General features: G+C 34.4%; 22 protein-coding genes and 1 pseudogene. 18 read left to right on the forward strand and 5 right to left on the reverse strand.

All coding sequences use genetic code 11. The features are described 5' to 3' along the window. Positions 1 to 539 precede the first annotated feature (539 nt). Complete coding sequence (locus C9J31_RS09245; RefSeq protein ID WP_107927016.1) at positions 540 to 1,409, reverse strand: LysR family transcriptional regulator; 870 nt, start codon at positions 1,407 to 1,409, stop codon at positions 540 to 542. A 91-nt stretch (positions 1,410 to 1,500) separates the two neighbouring features. Between C9J31_RS09245 and C9J31_RS09250 the strand changes: the two genes are divergently transcribed. Continuing rightward, a complete protein-coding gene (locus C9J31_RS09250; RefSeq protein WP_107947991.1) occupies positions 1,501 to 2,682 on the forward strand; it encodes an MFS transporter in 1,182 nt (393 codons plus the stop codon). Positions 2,683 to 3,154: 472 nt separating this feature from the next. After that, a complete protein-coding gene (locus tag C9J31_RS09255; protein ID WP_107947990.1) occupies positions 3,155 to 3,676 on the forward strand; it encodes a GNAT family N-acetyltransferase in 522 nt (173 codons plus the stop codon). A gap of 526 nt (positions 3,677 to 4,202) precedes the next feature. On the opposite strand, the gene C9J31_RS09260 is transcribed toward C9J31_RS09255, so the two are convergent. After that, positions 4,203 to 5,462: an ATP-grasp domain-containing protein gene (locus tag C9J31_RS09260; protein WP_107947988.1), complete on the reverse strand. Its 1,260-nt coding sequence runs from the start codon at positions 5,460 to 5,462 to the stop codon at positions 4,203 to 4,205. 14 nt (positions 5,463 to 5,476) lie between these two features. Further along, positions 5,477 to 6,721: an MFS transporter gene (locus C9J31_RS09265; protein WP_107947986.1), complete on the reverse strand. Its 1,245-nt coding sequence runs from the start codon at positions 6,719 to 6,721 to the stop codon at positions 5,477 to 5,479. 451 nt (positions 6,722 to 7,172) lie between these two features. Between C9J31_RS09265 and C9J31_RS09270 the strand changes: the two genes are divergently transcribed. The 5 genes from C9J31_RS09270 to C9J31_RS23960 all read left to right on the forward strand — a co-directional run bounded on the left by C9J31_RS09270 (position 7,173) and on the right by C9J31_RS23960 (position 9,085). Further along, complete coding sequence (locus tag C9J31_RS09270; protein WP_107947984.1) at positions 7,173 to 7,631, forward strand: VOC family protein; 459 nt, start codon at positions 7,173 to 7,175, stop codon at positions 7,629 to 7,631. A gap of 246 nt (positions 7,632 to 7,877) precedes the next feature. Then, positions 7,878 to 8,060, forward strand: coding sequence for a hypothetical protein (locus C9J31_RS09275; protein ID WP_107947982.1), 183 nt, complete (start codon positions 7,878 to 7,880; stop codon positions 8,058 to 8,060). Positions 8,061 to 8,209: 149 nt separating this feature from the next. Beyond that, on the forward strand, positions 8,210 to 8,605 hold the full coding sequence (locus C9J31_RS09280) for a GNAT family N-acetyltransferase (RefSeq protein ID WP_107947980.1): 396 nt from the start codon (positions 8,210 to 8,212) through the stop codon (positions 8,603 to 8,605). Between the two features lie 57 nt (positions 8,606 to 8,662). Then, positions 8,663 to 8,938: a hypothetical protein gene (locus C9J31_RS09285; RefSeq protein WP_107947978.1), complete on the forward strand. Its 276-nt coding sequence runs from the start codon at positions 8,663 to 8,665 to the stop codon at positions 8,936 to 8,938. A 24-nt stretch (positions 8,939 to 8,962) separates the two neighbouring features. Beyond that, positions 8,963 to 9,085: a hypothetical protein gene (locus C9J31_RS23960; RefSeq protein ID WP_274520148.1), complete on the forward strand. Its 123-nt coding sequence runs from the start codon at positions 8,963 to 8,965 to the stop codon at positions 9,083 to 9,085. 87 nt (positions 9,086 to 9,172) lie between these two features. On the opposite strand, the gene C9J31_RS09290 is transcribed toward C9J31_RS23960, so the two are convergent. Both C9J31_RS09290 and C9J31_RS09295 read right to left on the reverse strand, forming a co-directional pair. Next, the gene (locus tag C9J31_RS09290) at positions 9,173 to 9,610 is read right to left on the reverse strand and encodes a DUF3021 domain-containing protein (protein ID WP_107927033.1); all 438 of its coding nucleotides are present in this window, start codon (positions 9,608 to 9,610) and stop codon (positions 9,173 to 9,175) included. A 4-nt stretch (positions 9,611 to 9,614) separates the two neighbouring features. Continuing rightward, positions 9,615 to 10,064, reverse strand: a complete 450-nt coding sequence (locus C9J31_RS09295) for a LytTR family DNA-binding domain-containing protein (protein WP_235616407.1) — start codon at positions 10,062 to 10,064, stop codon at positions 9,615 to 9,617. A gap of 179 nt (positions 10,065 to 10,243) precedes the next feature. Here C9J31_RS09295 and C9J31_RS09300 point away from each other — a divergent pair, with 179 nt between their 5' ends. From C9J31_RS09300 to C9J31_RS09350, 11 genes and pseudogenes are all read left to right on the forward strand, one after another. Beyond that, positions 10,244 to 10,873, forward strand: coding sequence for a CPBP family intramembrane glutamic endopeptidase (locus tag C9J31_RS09300; RefSeq protein WP_107947976.1), 630 nt, complete (start codon positions 10,244 to 10,246; stop codon positions 10,871 to 10,873). A gap of 369 nt (positions 10,874 to 11,242) precedes the next feature. Next, entirely contained in the window at positions 11,243 to 11,695 is a 453-nt protein-coding gene (locus tag C9J31_RS09305) for a sigma-70 family RNA polymerase sigma factor (RefSeq protein ID WP_107947975.1), read from the forward strand. Beyond that, positions 11,674 to 11,940 carry a hypothetical protein gene (locus C9J31_RS09310; protein ID WP_107947973.1) on the forward strand — a complete coding sequence of 89 codons (267 nt, stop codon included), beginning with the start codon at positions 11,674 to 11,676 and terminating at the stop codon, positions 11,938 to 11,940. The genes C9J31_RS09305 and C9J31_RS09310 overlap by 22 nt, the downstream gene beginning before the upstream one ends. Before the next feature lie 122 nt (positions 11,941 to 12,062). Continuing rightward, a pseudogene (locus tag C9J31_RS09315) lies at positions 12,063 to 12,221 on the forward strand (cytidine/deoxycytidylate deaminase family protein); the annotation flags it as partial. 108 nt (positions 12,222 to 12,329) lie between these two features. Beyond that, on the forward strand, positions 12,330 to 13,235 hold the full coding sequence (locus tag C9J31_RS09320; RefSeq protein ID WP_107947971.1) for an NAD(P)/FAD-dependent oxidoreductase: 906 nt from the start codon (positions 12,330 to 12,332) through the stop codon (positions 13,233 to 13,235). Between the two features lie 509 nt (positions 13,236 to 13,744). Beyond that, complete coding sequence (locus C9J31_RS09325) at positions 13,745 to 14,413, forward strand: DNA alkylation repair protein (protein ID WP_107947969.1); 669 nt, start codon at positions 13,745 to 13,747, stop codon at positions 14,411 to 14,413. Positions 14,414 to 14,925: 512 nt separating this feature from the next. Beyond that, complete coding sequence (locus tag C9J31_RS09330; RefSeq protein ID WP_054768692.1) at positions 14,926 to 15,234, forward strand: hypothetical protein; 309 nt, start codon at positions 14,926 to 14,928, stop codon at positions 15,232 to 15,234. A gap of 115 nt (positions 15,235 to 15,349) precedes the next feature. Continuing rightward, the gene (locus C9J31_RS09335; protein ID WP_107947967.1) at positions 15,350 to 15,781 is read left to right on the forward strand and encodes a GNAT family N-acetyltransferase; all 432 of its coding nucleotides are present in this window, start codon (positions 15,350 to 15,352) and stop codon (positions 15,779 to 15,781) included. 27 nt (positions 15,782 to 15,808) lie between these two features. Next, the gene (locus C9J31_RS09340) at positions 15,809 to 16,198 is read left to right on the forward strand and encodes a GNAT family N-acetyltransferase (RefSeq protein ID WP_107947965.1); all 390 of its coding nucleotides are present in this window, start codon (positions 15,809 to 15,811) and stop codon (positions 16,196 to 16,198) included. Positions 16,199 to 16,201: 3 nt separating this feature from the next. After that, positions 16,202 to 16,636, forward strand: a complete 435-nt coding sequence (locus C9J31_RS09345) for a GNAT family N-acetyltransferase (RefSeq protein WP_238602019.1) — start codon at positions 16,202 to 16,204, stop codon at positions 16,634 to 16,636. A 358-nt stretch (positions 16,637 to 16,994) separates the two neighbouring features. Continuing rightward, positions 16,995 to 19,031 (forward strand): hydantoinase/oxoprolinase family protein, encoded by a 2,037-nt coding sequence (locus tag C9J31_RS09350; RefSeq protein ID WP_107947963.1) that lies wholly within the window; start codon positions 16,995 to 16,997, stop codon positions 19,029 to 19,031. The last annotated feature ends 3 nt before the right edge of the window (positions 19,032 to 19,034 follow it).

Below are 19,034 nucleotides of genomic sequence, written 5' to 3' on the forward strand. Positions count from 1 at the left end.
TAAAATGAATTTTTCTTATTCCATTAAAGGGCGCTTTTCCGTAATAGGGAAAGCGTCTTTATTCATGGAAAGAGCCATTTTCTTGAGTAACACTTTAATGAAAATAATTATGGAGCAAAAAAATTGTGAAGATTTTCCCTTAAACTAAAGGGTTGTAAAGGGGGAAATCTAAATGGTTGAAAATGCTCAAACAAACAGTAATTCGGTAATTTCTTTAAACCTTGGTATTATTTAGATCCTAATCCCATTTATCGGTTTTTTTTTTGTGGTTTAGGAGTTGTAGTTGCTAGAAAAGCGACAAAAGAAATTGTAGAAAAAAACCAAAGTGGTAGTAGATTAGCTACTTCCGGTTTAATTTGTAGTGTGGTGGGAATTATCATTCAAATCTTTTTAGTACTCAGTATTCTCGTTTTCTATTCTTTAAGAATTGTAGGATATCTTATTAAACTAAAGGGCCAGACCTGCCATGGTTTGGGCGTTCAAAGTGTTGCAAACCATGAATAGGATTGGCTTACTATGGGGAGTAGTTTAGTGTTTTATTAATAATTTCTATTTTTTGCCACATGAAGAAATTCCTTAACCGCAGGAGAAGCATTTGCAATTGATTGACAGGCAAGTGCTACTTCACGGCTGTTTTCAATATTTAGTTTGCTGATTTTTATGTTTTGCTGTGTCTTTAAAAATAATTCTGGACCTATCGTAACGCCAAGTCCTTCCTGTACCATATTAGCGATGGTTGTACAGTCTTGTACTTCAAAAAGAATAGATGGTTTAATTTGCGCTTCTGCAAATAATTCCTCAACATGTGATTGGTACATCCCTGTTGGCATAATAAAGGATTCATACATTAAATCATTCATTTCTACTATTTCTTTAGAATGAAATTGATGATCAGGGTGATAAGCGACTACCATCTTGTCTTTAATCAAAGGAACCAAATCGAAATTTGGGTTTGATTTTCCTTTTACTACAAATCCAATGTCAATAATGCCTGAACCTAACCATTCCGTAATCTCTTCATAGGTTCCTTCGTAAAATTTAAATTCTATTTTAGGATGCTTTTTCCGGAATTTTGCAAGTAATTTAGGCAATAAGCAGGAAGATGCACTTGCAAAAGTGCCGATACGAATAATACCTGTTTCCAAGCTTGTCATAAGCGCAATTTCTTGATTAATGACTTCCACTCTTTTCAATATTTCTCTAATATGCGGCAGAATTTTTTGTCCTATATCTGTAAGTGTTATTCCTTTTTTTCGATCACGAATTAATAAAGAAACTCCCCATTCAGATTCTAAACTCGCAACTGCATGACTCACGGCAGATTGGGTCATATTTAATGTTTCAGCAGTTTCTGTAAAGCTTCCTAGCTCAACCACTTTTGCAATGATTTCGTAGCGCACAATAGTCATGAGTAATTACTCATCTCCTTTATTAAAAACATCAATTTTACTTATGTTAACATGGAACATAAAATAAAAACAGTAGTTCAAATATAAGGAGATGTACAAATTGAAAAATAATATGAATCAACTAATCATCATACTTTTAGCTTTAGGGGCTTTTGTAACAGGAACAGCAGAGTTTGTTGTTTCTGGAATTTTAGAACTGATTTCTTTTGAATTAGATATTTCAATTTCAATGGCTGGTCAGTTGATTACGATTTATTCTTTATCTTATGCTATTGGAGCTTTGATCTTGGTCATGCTAACGTCTAAATTGGATCGTAAAAAAGTACTTTTATATGCTATCTCTATATTTATTCTAGGGAATCTAGTTGCATTTTTTAGCTATAATTTTGTCTTTCTTATGTTATCTAGAGTCATTATGGCGATGAGTGGAGGGTTATACATTGTTGTTGCCACCAATTATGCTGCGCAAATTGCAGTTCCAGAAAAAAGAGGTAGTGCTATGGCAACAGTCATTACAGGTTTCACTGTTTCATTAGTACTTGGAGTACCTATCGGAACATTTTTAGCTGGACATTTTGATTGGCACTATATTTTCTTAATTATTGCGCTTGGCACAGTTTTTTTAATAATAGGACTTTACAAATTATTACCATCCATAAAAGGAAACCAACCGCTGCCATTTACACAACAGCTACAAATTATAAAAGATAAACGAGTCCTTACTGGTTTAATGACAACGATCTTTTGGATTTTAGGATATACGATGGTGTTCGCCTACATTGCTCCATTATTAAGTCATACTGCTGGTTTTTCTATAGAAATGACAAGTATCGCTTTATTTGTTTTAGGCACTTTTGCTTTTATTGGCTCACGCTTTGGAGGATATGCGGTAGACAGATGGGGACCTAATCGAACGATTTCATTAAGTTTATGTGTTCATATCATCTCTTTATTTGTACTAACATTTACACAGTATAGGGCAGTCGGTGTATTTGTCACACTAGCTTGTTGGGGAGTAGCAACTTGGACAACGACACCAGCAAAGCAGTTTTATCTGATTTCACTAAAACCACAATCCTCTGAAACAGTACTCAGTTTTAATACCGCCTTAATGAATGTTGGAATGATGCTAGGTTCTGCATTAGGAGGAATCATTATTCAGTATACAAATATAGTGAATTTAAGCTGGATTGGAGGATTATTCGGTATACTTGCACTTATTTTTATCAGATATTCTTTCTATTTAAATAGAAGTTTTATGAAGAATCACTAATTTTAAGGATAAAAATACTCTCCAATACCAGCATTTCAAAAACTTGTTGAAGGTTTTGAAAGGGGAAATCATCACCCACCTTTGCAGTTGTGAAGGGAGAGGAAATGTATATTAGAACGAACGTACCGAATATCAAGTTCGCTGTGCATTTAACTCCTTTTGTATTGAAGAAGAGAACAAGGAAACTTTCATTAGAGTATGACTAATGAGTATAGGATTTGATAAATATTTTAGTTATTCCATTAAAGGGCGCTTTTCTGGAATAAGGAAAGTGTTTTTTTCATTAAAGGGCCAAATTCTTGAGTAGAATTGTGCCTTTTTCAGTAATAGGGCCAGATTGTTTAGTAACTTAAATGAAGAGATTGTAAAGAAATGTTCTAAAGCTATAGGGTCATTTAGCTTGATAAGAAAAAGGATTATTTGTATTTAAATGGAATATGTATTTTAAGTACTTTTATAAGAGGTGGATTTAATGAACACAAGAAAAGCTATGTTGACTGATGCAAAGGGTATTGCAAAAGTACACGTTGATAGTTGGAGATCTACTTATAAAAACATCATACCAGAAGAATTTTTAAAGAAATTATCATATGAACAACGAACTGATTTATGGAATCGCAATATTACAAAAGAGGGAAATTATGTCTTTGTAGTAGAAAATAATGAGGGAAAAATTGTAGGATTTGCTGATTGCGGAAAAAGAGAAAGTAATAATGTTCCTAATTCTGGGGACTTAACATCTATTTATCTACTTGAAGAATATCATGGAAAGGGAGTTGGAAAACAACTATTGAAACAAATTTTTCTTCAATTTAAAGAACTTAGCTTCAATAAAGCTTTTGTGGAGGTATTAGAAGACAATAGAACCCGTTATTTTTATGAGTATTATGGTGCCAATTTACTTCAATCTGAACAGATAACAATTGCAGGTAAGGAATTGAATCTTCTCACGTACGAATGGAGTAACCTCAATAGAGTATTATCTAAACTCTGATGCTAAAGGTGCTTTAAATAAGGGGAGAGCCAGCTTATATTCCCCTTGAAGAATTAAGGACACTCGCACCCATTTTAACAGTGAATCAAGTTGATCTTAAAGTAAAAAAGCTCAGCGAATCCAAAATGCGGTATACCGTTAATTACGATTTATGGGCATCATATGGAGACTTTGGTGGGGGGGAGAAGATTATAATCGTGGAGAACCATTTAAAGAGTATTGGTTTATTTCATCAATAACAACGAAATATAATCAATGGGAAGCATTTACCCCAGCCGAGCCAGTCTTAAAATAGAGCATTGAAGATAAAAAACCTATTTTGTAGAGTATTTCTTTATTCATGGAAAGGGCCATATTGTTGAGTAACATATTGTAGTTCTGATACAGATTTGAAATAATAAAAGGACATGAATGTTGAATAAGAAATACCAGTGTATAGGATTGTAATTAAAATAAATATGGGAAAGACCCGTGGGCCAAATTGTCCTTTTTCTTGACATAGACCAGTCATGTGCCACATTCCTTTTTAAAGTATTTTTTTAAAAGAAGGTTTCCATTCTGAAAAATCCTGATAAACAAACGTTATATTGTCACATATTTTATCTGCAACTTCGTACATATGTTTTATATCATTAGCTGTAAATAATATATATCCTTTGCGGTGAGTATTGTCTACAATAGTTGGTATGGTGTCACCCTCTTTTACTAAAAGATCAATTAATACGACCTCGGATATGTTAGCTAACCCTTTAAACTTGATTTCTTTTAAGCAACCTGGTTTTGGAATTAAGCTTAAAGACATAGCTTGACATTTTGAAGGTACGCATCTAAATTCATCTATAGTCTTAGCAGCTAATGCATCATAATAGTATCCAAATTGAGATATACCGGTTGTTAGTTCTACCATTTTCCAAATGTTACCTCCACCTATCCTAACTTGAGACTCTATGATAATTGGTTTATGTTGTTTGTCTAACTTTACCTCTGTATGAGTAATGCCATTTTCTAGTTGCATGTCGTCCAAGAATAGCATTACTTTCTCAATGATTAATTTTTTTTGAGATTCATCTATAGGTGCCGGCATAATAGTATAGTTTATTAAAAACGTATCCTCTTTAAATATTTCAGCTGATATGGCTAGTATAGAATGTTTTTTGTTATAAGAAACGGCTTCGACTGTATAAACTACGTCACCTTCAACGTACTCTTCCACTAAAATAGGTAGTTGAATACCGTTATCTTTAATAAATAGCTCTACGTTATCTCCGATGTCTAGCTTTGACACCCCTTTACCACCTGCGCCAATCGGAGGTTTTATTATAATACTATCTTTTATATGCAAAAATTCATCAATGTCTTTTATATTGTTGCAAATTATCGAATCTATCGAATAGTCCTTGCCTACTAGAATTTCACGCATCATGTCTTTATTGCGAGTTATCAAATTAGCGTTGTAAGAAAATCCTTTAACATTAAAAATCTTTCCAATAATGCTTGCCGTATCCAAGGCTACTTCGTTGAAAGATACAACCAGATCAAACGGTTTCTCTTTGTACAATTCTTCAGCATAGTAGACACACACGGGTATGTTTGTTGTGTCTATTTCTTTTTTATAGAAACACTTTTCTAAGATAGTTCCATTGAAATATATGTGTTTAGTGTAAGACCCTATATACGAAACAGTATACCCCCTGTCTAAAGCATCTTGTATAGGTTTAGTCCATCCCCCTATAAATAAAACGTGTGGTGTATTTTCTATGTTAGTTTCTTTTAATATCTTATCCATCATATTTATCTCCTCTAAATTGAAGTCGTATATTCAATGTTGGTTCCTTTTGATATGCCTCGCCTTAATAACACTATTAAACACAATGTTGTTCCGAAACCTCCTATAAATAACGTTGTTTGAAGTCCAAATATAGAAACTAAAAAAGCACTAGCAAAACTTCCTAATGCCCAAGCTCCCCAATTAAGCGTACGCTGTACAGCATTTACTCTGCCCAACATGTGATTTGGTGAGGCAAGTTGTCGTATGGTTGCAGCGTAAGGGCCAAATACACCTTCTCCCATACCATGTATGATACTTGCAGCTACTATACCGAATACGGTTCCCAAATATCCCATTATCGGTATTAAGGACAGACCGATAACTGATACAGTAGCGCTATAAACAAGTATTTTTGTGTTATTAATTTGTTGACTTTTTTTGAAGAGTATCGTATTCCCTATTAAAAAGCCCAACGCTGCCGAACCTACAACAAAGCCTATTTCAAGTTCAGATAGACCCATTACCTTATAAAGGAATATTACTAAAATGCTATTTAGTATGTATTTAAAGAAGCCGTAAACAGCCCCACAGCTTACAATTGGTTCTAATACAGGGTGGCTTTTAAAATAAATCAAACCTTCATATATGTTTTTATATATCGATTTTATATTTACGTTTTTTAAAGAGCCTTCTGCTTGCGGTTTAAACCTTGAAATAAATAATACGCACACAAAACAAACAAAATACGTTACCGCGTCAACAGTGAATAAGCCTGTTAATCCAACTAGAGTAATTACGATTCCTGCTAGCATAGGACCGATTACTATGGAAAGTGACTCCGAAAGGGCTAGTTGAGCATTTCCTTTTTTTAAGTTGTCTTTATCTGTTAATATTTCCGGTAAAAAAGAAGGAATTGCAATGTTATAAAAGGTGGTAAATATTCCGTTTAATAACATTAGAAACACCAATAAAGGGAACGTTATTATATTTGTTACAGTCAGTATGAATACTGATAAAAATAAAACGCCTTGGCATATACTACAAATTAGCAAAACCTTTTTTCTATGAAGGATGTCAATCAAAGCACCGGCTACTAATCCGAAAATTAGGTAAGGTACGAATATTATTCCACGAAGCAAGGCAGCATTCGCCTCACTTGTTTCTAGCACCTCTAATGCAAAAAGAGGTAAAGCTACTACTGTAAACTGGGTACCTAACAAACTGATAGACTGTCCTAGCCAAAGCTTGTAAAAATTAAAATGTTTGTTATTTTTCATAAAATACCTCCATTAATCAATTTCAACACTCATCTTTTGTTCAGCAGACAAAACTCCTCTCTTTTCCTCGATCGCTTTGGCTTATTTTGTTTCTCATGTAATCACCTCCACGGAAAACTAGTATAAACCCAAAATTCATCATTTGTACGGATTTGGGAGTATAAGAGCAAGATTACAAAATCAAACAAAAGCAAATTATGATAATAATATTTTAGAGTTATGTATGGCAAAACAGGAGAAATTTCATGACAAAGCATATTAACAACACTGATGGGATGCCTTTATTTTAAAGGTGATTTAAGGGTTTTTCAGTTTGAATAACCGTCTTTTATTGGAACTACTATCTATGCTGTTTTGGGAACCTATAATAATTTATTCAATCAAAAGTTGTATGTTAATATTCTCTGACTTATTTTACTATTTAAAATATAACTATCGAAGAAGTTTTGATATGATTAGAGGATTATATGAAGCGTATTTACCTGTGAGTAATTTACAGGAATCGATTAAATTTTATCAAAAGCTTGGTTTAGAACTAGCAAGCGAACAAGAAAAGCTGGCTTTCTTTTGGATTGTAAAGGGGGAAAGTTGGTTAGGACTTTGGGAAAGTGAAACTGTAAATCTTCCATATCACCCATCAATTCGTCATTTAGCATTTAAAGTAGACAAAAGTGAAATTGAGAAAGTGAAGGAGTGGCTAGAGTCTGTAAATATCGAAATACGCTCTTCTTTTGGTTTCTCCCCAGAGATGCAACCGTTAGTATTTAAAAATAATCCACATCATGCAGCTGTATATTTTTACGATCCTGATGGCAATTCATTAGAACTAATAACACCATTAGATATGGAACTTCCTGATAACGAAAAAATGATGACGTTGGTAGATTGGAAAAAGAAACACATGAAATAAGCAACGCTTACTTATCAGTGCCTTGTTCATGAGGTTGGCCATGAGGCTGGATTAGGTCATACGCAAGAAAAGAAAATAGTGATGCTGTTATGAGAGCAACGGGTTTTAACCGTAAAGCATATCCTTTAGCTGATGATAAAGCAGGGATTAAAGTTAAATATTGATATTATGTTAAGAATAGAAAGGAGAATACGAACCGAGGTCTATACATCTAAAGTAAATGGATCTGTTAATGGTGGGTATACAGTGGGGGATTTTAAAATTACTGAGGTTATTAAAAATGAAGTAGATAACGTAAAAATAAATCTAGAAAATCCAATTCCCGTAGCCGAGTTAAATTTTGAATCTGAAGGTACTATTTATAGTGTTAATGGATATGAAAAAATGAATCAAAATTTTGTTCAACAAACGGGCCATATTGTGGAATAAGCTTTAATGGGAATTGGATATTTATGTTAGAATATAGATGGATTTCTGAAGGATTGCACTTAAACTAACGGAACAGTTTAGTTGAAGAAGGGTTAAGGCTTTACCATATAGAAATTACCATTTAAAGGTAAGTTAGGAGGTGGAATAAAATGAACTATCAAGCTATCATCAACATACCAATATCTAATAATGAAGTACCTGAATTAAGAGAATTTGTTGGCTGGGGTAGACGAGATGAAGATTACCCGAAATTGTTTGAACGGTGTAATTTCTGGGCTGGGGTTAGAAATGAAAATAATAAACTGATTGCCTTTGGATATGTTTGTGGAATGGGCTTAGAACATGGATATATGGAAGATATTATCGTTCATCCAGAGTATCAAGGAAAGGGAATCGGGGTTAATTTGGTAAAAGTATTATTGCGAGAGTCTGAACGTTATGGATTAGGTATTGTAACGGTAACATACGAGGAAAACAATACTAACTTTTATAAAACTTGTGGCTTTACACCAGGTTCAGGTGGGGTATGGCAATCAAATAAGTAATAAACTTTACTCAACTAACGGGCGCTTTTCCGAATCATGTTGCGAGGTGAGATTTGAATGGGGATTAATATTTTGATGTATACAATGGTCTTTTTAGGACAATTAATTAGCGTCAGTTTAATATTAGCTATTTTTACTACTGTTTTTGTGAAAAGCAGGAAGCAAGGTTTTGTATTTTTAACAATCTATATATTACTAAATATATACTCTCTAACTATTGGATTTAAATTTTCGTTAGTAATGGGGAGTGGTATGTTAATTATATATATTTGCTTAGGTATATTAACTTACTTTGTTATTAAAAAGAAACTTTTAAACAGAACTGCTATTTAGATTAATCAAATATAGAGGCCTATTTTGACAAGCAGAAGCCAAGATCACTGCCTTGATATTCAACAATCGGGCGCTTTACTTGAAGAACATAAAGTTGCATATGCAGCTCTTTTTTTCTTTATTAAACTAACGGAGCAATTTAGTTGAAGAATCTTTGGTTCATACAGTGATAATTGTAAAAGAGGCTGATCTTAGTGACGAGCCTCTTGAATTATTGAATTCTATCAAAGAATATTATTGATTATTACTACTGTCTGTATGCTCAATAATTTTCTTCTTCATTTTTTTTACTTCCGTTTGACTATAAAAATAAAATAACAGCCAAACAAATGTAAAAATTAATACATTAAATAGCAACAATAGGATAGTTAGTTTTATCGAAAATGTAGGAATCCATTTTAAAGAAAAGGCAACAACTATAAAGGTACCTATAGCTATAAAAAAATGACAAGCACTTTGTTGTAAGAATGTTAAACGTTCTATTCTATAGATGTATGAAGGGAGTATACAAGCAATTCCAACAATAATTGATCCTAATACTTGTTGAGGAAAAGTAGCCATAACAGCATCTAAAAACAAATCTCCTTTAATCCAATATCCAATAAGATTAACAGTAACAAAAACTGTACATCCCATACTTATACCGAATCCTAAACTCTTGAAAATGTTCATGTAACTATACCCCCAAACGCTCTTTAAATGTTTTTTTATAATTACGAGAAATCACTTCTTTTATTCCTAAAATAAGCTCAATTTCCATTGTTCCATTAAAGGAAGCTTCAATATTTCTGATTTTTCTAGGATTAATTATTGCAGATTTAGAAATCCGGATAAAATCATCACCTAGCTGCTGTTCTAACTCATATAAGGGTTTACTCATAATAACACGATTACCATCGTCGCTATATAGTACTAATTCTTTTCCTTCCGTTCTAATAACAATTACAGTATGAGGTTCGATAATATGTACTTTATTGTTTGCAGTCCCTGTTAAAATTTGTTCATTTTCTTGTTGTAAGAGTGAGATTGCAGCCTGAATAGCTGGTGTTAATTTGGACACGCAGATTGTTATATAGGGTTCATCGATTTGTGTATCAATTTTTATTTCTATCTTCAATTCTATCACCTCTCCCTAAAAATATAGCATAAATTACGATTCGAATAATGCAGGTTATATGTAATAAAAAGCATTTCACCTAAAAATAAAGACATGTTACTCGTAAAGTATTGTTGCTAAACTTTTATGTCGTTATATTTGGCTTTAACAAAAGTAAATTAAACATATAACTCAAGGAGGCAGCTAGTATGAACGAGATAACAACGCTAAAAGAGCGAATTAAGACGACATGGATATTAGTAAGCATATCAAGTATGTTTACAATAAGTGTTATTTATTGGTATATAAATAATCCTAAGAGGTTTATTGAGCATGGATTGGGATATTCACCGGAAATGTTACTTAATTTACCTATGTGGTTTTTCGCTTTATTAATTGTTATAGGGTATATCTCCTATACAATGATTGCAATACCTTATGTGAAAAGAAATTTATTAACATTTTCTTGGCTTAAATTAATTGGTATATGGGCTGCTATTGTAAGTGGAATAGTAGAAGAAGTTGTATTTAGACATTTGCTCATGGATTATCTATTATCTATTGGATTATCATATCTTCCACAAGTGTTAATCTCAGGAATTGCGTTTGGGATTGCTCATGGAGCATGGGTATTATTGCGAGGAGAGATAAAAATTGCACTTCCAGCCATTCTTTCAACTACGATCTTAGGTTGTCTTCTTGCTGTACTCTATATTTATACTGGAAGAAGCACCTTTGCACCAATTATAGCTCATGTTTTAATCAATATGGTCATAGAGCCATGGTTAATGTTATCTGCTATTTCAGGGAATTGGAAAATAAATAAAAGTTTAAAGTAATAATTGAGGGAGATGTTGAATAATTTCGCCTCGAAATAAAATAACTTTATAGGAAAAAGGCTAGTTAATATACCACCGTTAGCAAATTTGATGGTTTTCAGAACCTATGCCAGAGTAGGGTTGGTTCATCGTCTTTCATCTATAAGGCTCAGTTGTATAATCTAAGTTCTTCAACTAACGCATAGGCAGCTCTTTTTTTCTTATTGAACTAACGGCGCAGGTTAGTTGAAGAAGGAATTAAAAACTTATGTCTTCAAAGGAACATCTTTGACGCAAAGATTAAATCCATAGACGATTTCCTAAATAATTTTAAAATTTTTGAACGAAATGAAGCATCGCTCCGTCTAATGGTGGAAGGAGGCGAAAAGGATGGAATTTGAAATCGTGCAGCGTGCTATTCGTGGGGATCATCAAGCGATACTTTCACTTATTGAAATGGATGAAGATATTTTATATCGCACGGCTTTTACATATCTGAAAAATGAGCAAGACGCTTTAGACGTGAGGCAGGACCTGGTTTACAAGGCACTGAAAAAAATGCATACCGTTAAACAGCACGAATATGCCAGAACATGGCTCGTGCGCGTCTTAATCAATTGTTGTAAAGACCATTTACGAAAACGCCAACCAACCGTTTCAATTAAGGAACATCACCAAGTTGAAAGGGTCATCTACTCTGATATAGAGCGGTTATTGGAACATTTATCCTTGTCGGAGCAGCAACTCGTCTATATGAAATATTTTCAGCAACTAAAAAACAAAGAAATTGCCGAGCTAAAGTACTCACGAAGCCCGATTATTTGGATTGGGATATTTCTGTAACACAGCAAAGTGTATCAGTTGCTGCAAAGAAATGGGATGATAGAAGGCGACATACGTTTCTAAATAGCGCTGTTAAAGCAGATGGCACGACGTTAAAATATACAGGTGGCTCGTTCTCAGATGATGACCAGTACCTATTTGCGACGGAAAACTTTGAAAATTATGATGGCAAAGCAAAAATATATCTAAGCTATTACTTCAATCCTATTGGAAAAAATATTGAACTGAATATTCCGTTGAAATAAAGTACAGGTGTTCAAAAAGGCTCTCCTTTTTGAACATCTTTTTAATTTTTCCATACTTGTGGTAATATTCTGTATTGGCTCCGGGTAAAGCCTACCGAATTACATGCTACTAGGTTATCTTGATTACAGTATGTGCTGAAGCTATCGCGATTGGAAATGCAATTTTAAACGGAGAAAGATACTTTGATACAATTGTTGCTGTCAGACGTCCTTATTCTGATGAAAAAAATAGAGAGTTAAGAGTAGTTAGTCCATGTAGGATGTGCAGGGAATTAATTTCATATTTAATATTAGTGTGTAACGAATGGAAATCCATGATGTGGGAAATAATGTAGTTCTCTTTTGCAAATAACAATCAAAATAAAACCGATCAATACGGAGGTAAAAAAATGAATGTCCTTGATTGTATCATTATAGGTGGAGGTCCTTCTGGATTAAGTGCTAGCTTAACTTTAGGAAGGGCTAGGAGAAACATTGCATTATTTGACGATGGAACGAATAGGAATAGAGTGACACAAGCGTCACATGGATTTATTACTCGAGATGGGATAAAACCACAAGCGTTTAAAGAAATAGCGTTAAAAGAGTTGGAGAATTACCCGTCCGTATCATATTTTACTGCAACAGTTACTGAAATCATTAAGGATATAGGTAATGAGCGATTTACTGTCAAAACATCTACTAGTCAGGAATTTGTTTCAGAAAAAATAATACTCGCCACCGGTATTCAAGAAATATTTACTATACCAAGTATAAGAAAGTTTTATGGGAAAAGTCTATTTAGTTGTCCGTATTGTGATGGCTGGGAGCAAAGAGATAAGCCATTAGTGGTTATTGCAGAAAAAGAAGAGCATGTACTGCATTTGACTAAGTTAATTTATAATTGGTCGCAGGATTTGGTTGTCTTAACGAATGGCGTTCAATTATCTAAAGAAGGTAAAATTGAGTTACAAAAACACAATATCAAAATTATATCGGAAAAGATAAAAGACTTAATAGGTAAGGACGGTTACTTACAAAAAATAGAGTTTGAAACAGGAGCAACAATTATAAGATCGGGTGGATTTGTTGCCCCATCTTATTATCACCCAAATCAATTTGCTGAGAAGCTTGGCTGTGAAATTCATGAAAATGGAAAAGTTATAACAGATGGTGTTGGTAGAACAACCCAAAAAAACGTATATATTGCAGGGGAAACAGAAAGATCTAAACCATCCTCTTTAATGATTTCAGCTGCTAAAGGTAATAAAGCTGCGGTTTCAGTAAATACTGATTTAACGATGGAACGCTTTTGATTACGTCATAACACCTTCTGCTTCAACTAAATAGGAACTTAGCTAATATAATTAAACACATCAGCGCCAATGTGTTGCCACATATACGCCAAACATTGTGTTAGAGTTAGAATAAGAATTTACGAAGAACGGATTTTGATTTTAGAATTCGTTTTTTCTTGTTGTTTAAAAAGGATTGAAGGTTTTTTTGTTGAAGTTATTGAACTAAAAGCACAGCTTAGTTTATAGACTTATGCAACAATCGGGCGCTTTTCTTCAATAAAATCCCTTACTTTTCCCGAATCCCCAATCTATTAAAGAACCCAAAATTTAAAATTGGGTATTTGTGTTGGAAATATAAATGGCTTCTTATTAATTGGGGAACATAAATGCGAATCTGCCTACCATATTAAAAAAGGTAAACTTTTGAGGCACACCACTGCAATAAGACTTATAACGAAATTAAGTTCTTTATATATCCCGTCTAGGGCATATTATGAAACAGTGCTTTAATAAAGGAGTTGTATAAAATGGATGAAAAAAAAGATACAGAAATAAAACGCTCTTCCAAAGCAGAAAACATTTTACCTCAGATCAATAGTAAAACTAAGCTAGGCGACTTACGAAAAATCGCGAAGGACATTAAAAAAGATCACGAACTAGCTATGGAACTTTGGTCAACCGAAGAGTTTTTGCCCAGACTATTAGCAATCTTAATTATGGACAAAAAACTTCTTTCACAAGATGTGCTAAATAAGCTTGATAAGGATATGCAGACTCACACTTTTGATGAGCGAAATAACTTAATGGATTGGTTAATGGCAAATCAGCTCGCCAAAGACAAGAAGACAATTGCATGGATGGAGTCATGGGAAAATAGCCCTTGTGCTCTTCAAAGGCGGGCTTTCTGGTATTATCAAGCGCGATTGAGATGGACTGGACAAACACCGCCTGATAATACCGCAGACTTACTATCTACATTAGAAGCTAATATTACGCAGGAAGAACCGGAAGTTCAATGGGCTATGAATTTCCTCGCAGGCTGGATAGGCGTTTATGATGAAAAGAATCGTGCACGTTGTATTAAACTTGGTGAGAAAACGGGTCTTTATAAAAATGAAATGGTATCAAAGGGCTGTACTCCCAATTATTTGCCGGAGTTCATTGCGATTGAAGTTAACAAACGACATAATAATTAGTTACCTCTGAAAAATTAATTAGGATTTAATGCAAAAAATAAAGGAAGTCAAACCTCAATATGAAAATTGTTATAGGCTTGGACCGAAAAATAAAGAAAACAACGCGTTATGGCAGCTAGTTAGTGAAATATGCAAGGAAGATGGAAAGGATTAACCCACTATCTCTTTTTGATCTGTAGGGCGCTTAACTTTAAGAAGAACAACTTTCCAGCTGCGCAGTACAACGATAATCTTCAATAGAAAAAGAACATTCAACAACGGGCGCGATTGTTGAATAAGCGTCCCTTTTATTATTTAACTCCCATGAAAGAACGTAATAATCTTTCATTTTCTGTGGTGTAGTGTTGATTGTACGCGACATGGATAGCTAACGGGGGGCTTTACTTGAAGAACATTGAGTTGCATAGGCAGCTCTTTTTTAGTTATTGAACTAAAAAAGCAGTTTAGTGCAATAAAAAATGTTATAATATGGATATTTATAAAGGGAGATCGTTAAAAGGAGATGTATTTGTGTGTTTACAATTATGATTATAGCTTATTGTATATTTGCGGCAATCAATCTTATACACAAAAACAGAGAATCAATAAAACAATTAACGGCTAAACAATTAATTCTCGCTTCTTTTGCCTATCTTTCCACGGTGTTTTTGGGGGTTATTTGCATTTATTATGGAGGTAATTGGATTGCTGGACAATTTTCAAGTCGTTTTCTGCAATCATTTGTTTTCATTTTGATAATTATCATCACAATATCTTTATGCCAATGGCCATTAAGAAAAATATTAAAAAGAGTTACATCAGGTATTTTTCCTAAGACTTGAAGTAATAAATCATCTATTAACATAAAAAAACAGTCGCTTTTTGTGCTAACGTTTTTCAAGGAATGTCAGTCGGCTATAATCAAATCAACTCTTAAGATAAAAGGAGAGATGAAAGATGAATTTTTCGATTACGCAAGAAATAAATAACAAGGATAAACAGAAAATTGAAGAGGCGCTTTATCAATTTAATTTAAAGCATTTTCCGGAAGATTTAAGCGGCAGATACGAAGAAATTAATTTATTTCTTAAAGATGACAAGGGCATTGTCCGTGGTGGCATACTTGCTGAAGTATGTTGGAACTGGTTGGAAATTCATACGTTTATGATTGATGAAGAATTACGAAAATCGGGATTGGGAACGACATTATTAGTAGAGCTTGAGAACATCGCTGTAGAAAAAGACTGTGATTTCATAAAGGTGGATACGTTAAGTTTTCAAGCGTTAGGTTTTTATGAAAAACATGGCTATAAAGTGTTTGGCAGTTTAGATAATGTCGGTAGAGTTTTTCAGCATTACTATTTAAAAAAAGATTTGAAGATTTTTTAATTTTATCGAGCTATAGGGGATGGAGAGATGAACAATTTATTTACAATAGACTGTGGTGAAATATTACTGAGAGAGTTTAGTATGGAAGATGTTGATGCTCTTTATGAACTGACTTCACAACCGGAAGTTTATGAATTTTTGCCGGACTGGCGTTCCACGAGAGCACAACGATTAGACTGGGTGACAAATTATGAGATACCTGAAAATAAAGAGTTTTTGTCAGCCGTCCCTCATATCAGTGGTCACAATTATTTGGGGTTGGGCATGATCTTAAAGGATACGGGCGAATTCATAGGCTTTTGCAACACAGGTATGAAAGAAGAGCTAAGGGAACCAAACCGGGAAATTGCCTATGCAATATCAAAACATTACAGAAATCTTGGCTACACCACAAAAACAGTAAAAGGCTTGCTGTAATATTTGTTTGACCAGACAGATGTAGAACACCTTAATGCAAACGATGCATTATCATGGATGGAGCATCATTATGATAATTTTATGGCAGATAAATCATATGAGTTTGCGGTAACAGACAAAGACAGTGGTGAAGTATTGGGCGCTATGGCATTATCGAACCATCCACGCTTTAACCAAGGAGAACTAGCCTATTGGATCGGCGAACAATATTGGGGTAATGGCTATGCGACCGAGGCAGCGCAGTCAATATTACAATTTGCTTTTGAAGAAAAGAAACTGCACAAAGTGTTTGCACGCTATTTTGCATCGAACCCTGCTTCAGGAAAAGTAATGGAGAAGATTGGCATGGAAAAGGAAGGGACTTTAAAAGACCATGTTATGAAAGATGGTAAATATGAGGATTTGGTGTATTACGGCATTCTCAAAGAACAGGCTTAACTTGTCAATATGTCGGCGATTTGCGCCATTCCGCTAAAAAGCGTATTCGAGTTATTTCCGAATAGGCTTTTTTTATTGGAGAAAATCGACAATCCAAAATCACATAAATTGGTGTAGATGCCGCTCATTGCAAGGACAAACAAAAGGGAATGGGAGGTTCCTTTTGCTGAAAAATTCTTGTGAATTATAGGATGATTTTTACGTTAAAGCGATTGAAATAGCGGGTTTTTACTATAAAAAGAGGCCGAATAAAAAATTATAGTAAAAATATATTGAATTTTCTTTCTTTTTTAAATATAATTTACCTAATTCTAAATGGAACAGTGTTCCTATAATCGGAACAGAAGGAGATGAGGATTTGAAAATAGCAACAGATATTGGTGGAACTTTTACCGATTTAGTATTCACAGATGAAAAGGGGAATCTTCATTTTGATAAGGGGCATACAACGCCAGGCCATTTTGAGGATGGGATTTTACATGTCTTACGTCGACATGTAACGGAACAATCGTTGGTCGAGTCATTTATTCATGGTTCGACCGTTATTATTAACACGTTAACGGAAAGAAAAGGGGGAGTAGTTGGGTTAATCACGACGAAAGGCTTTCGTGATGTCTTAGAAATTGCTCGGGGGAATCGACCAGATTTGTACAATTTTAAATATAACAAGCCGGCACCTTTTGTAGAGCGCTATTTAAGACAAGAAATCGATGAAAGAATCGATTTTAAAGGAAATATCATGAAAGCGCTTAACATTGATGACGTAGCTCCGTTAGTCAATAAATTTAAAGCCTTGGGTGTTGAAGCCATTGCCATTTCATTCATTCACGGCTATAAAAACCCAACGCATGAAAGACAACTAAAAGAAGAAATTTTAAAGATTTGGCCAGAGGTCTATATAACACTTTCGAGTGAAACCATTAAAGAATATCGAGAATATGAAAGAACCAATACAACCGTCTTAAATTCATATGTAAAACCAATTGCTCATGCTTATTTAAAAAGTTTACAAGAAAAATTAGGGACAATTGGCATTACAGAACATTTAAAAATTATGCAATCCAATGGGGGGACGACCAGTTTTGATAAAGCAATGGAGTTGCCAATCAACCTCGTTGAATCTGGCCCTGTTGCAGGCATGTTCGGCGCTGCCAAATTAGGTCAGCTGCTCAATGAATCCAATATTATCGCTTTTGATGTTGGTGGAACAACGGCGAAATGTTCGCTGATTACCGATGGCAAAGTGAATGTCACAACAGATTACTATATCGAAAAAAATGATAAGTTTGCTGGGTATCCTATAAAAACACCGGTTGTCGATATTGTGGAGATTGGCAATGGTGGGGGTTCCATTGCAAGAGTCGACCAATTTGGCTCATTAAAAGTAGGTCCAGATTCTGCCGGAGCTAATCCGGGCCCTGTAGCGTATGGCTTAGGCAATACGCAACCAACCATTACAGATGCGAATGTCTATTTAGGAAGATTATCGTTAGCGAACTTTGATCATCCAGTAGCTATGAACAAAATTGAAGAGGCACTTATGCAATCGATTGCCAAACCATTTAATGTTACGGCTGAAGAGGCGGCCCAAGGAATTTTAGATATAGCCAATTCGAATATGTTAAATGCACTTAAGTTAATCTCTATTCGTAAAGGTTATGACCCAGCGGAGTTTACAATGGTGGCCTTTGGTGGCGGTGGTCCCCTACATGCTATTCATTTAGCACAAGAATTAGGCATGAAAAAAGTCATTATTCCATATGGTTCATCCGTTTTTTCAGCTTTAGGTATGATGATGACCGAATACCGACAAGATTATATCCAAACTAATTTATTGAACTTCCATAAAAATCATTTAGCGGAAATTCAACGAAATATGGCAGAAGTGATGCAAAAAGCTTATGCTGAAGCGCCATTCGCACAAGAGCATTATCATGTTGAAATGAATTACGATTTACGTTATAAAGGCCAGGAGCACACTGTAAAGTTAAACTCATCCAATGATTGTCTCGATGAGGCGGAACTACAGTGCTTAACAACAGCCTTCCATATTAAACATCAACAAGAATTTTCTTTTGAGTTACCTCAAACACCGATTGAGCTCGTGAATCTTCATATCACGATTTATGGTAAAGATGAAGCGATTCAATTTAAGGAATTAGATTTCTCGCACATTGATAGTACCACTTGCATGAAATCGACACGTCGATTATATGTAAAACATACAGGTTGGGTAGATGTAAATGTTTATGATCAGCAAAAGTTAGTGCCCGGCTATGTGATTCAAGGCCCAGCCATTGTCGAAAGTCCTAGCTCTACGGTAGTCATCTATGACAAGCAATCCATTGCAATGGATAAATACGGCAACCTAATTGTAGAGATGGAGGGGAAGTAAAGC

It is taken from the genome of Lysinibacillus parviboronicapiens (assembly GCF_003049605.2).
GTDB lineage: Bacteria > Bacillota > Bacilli > Bacillales_A > Planococcaceae > Lysinibacillus > Lysinibacillus parviboronicapiens.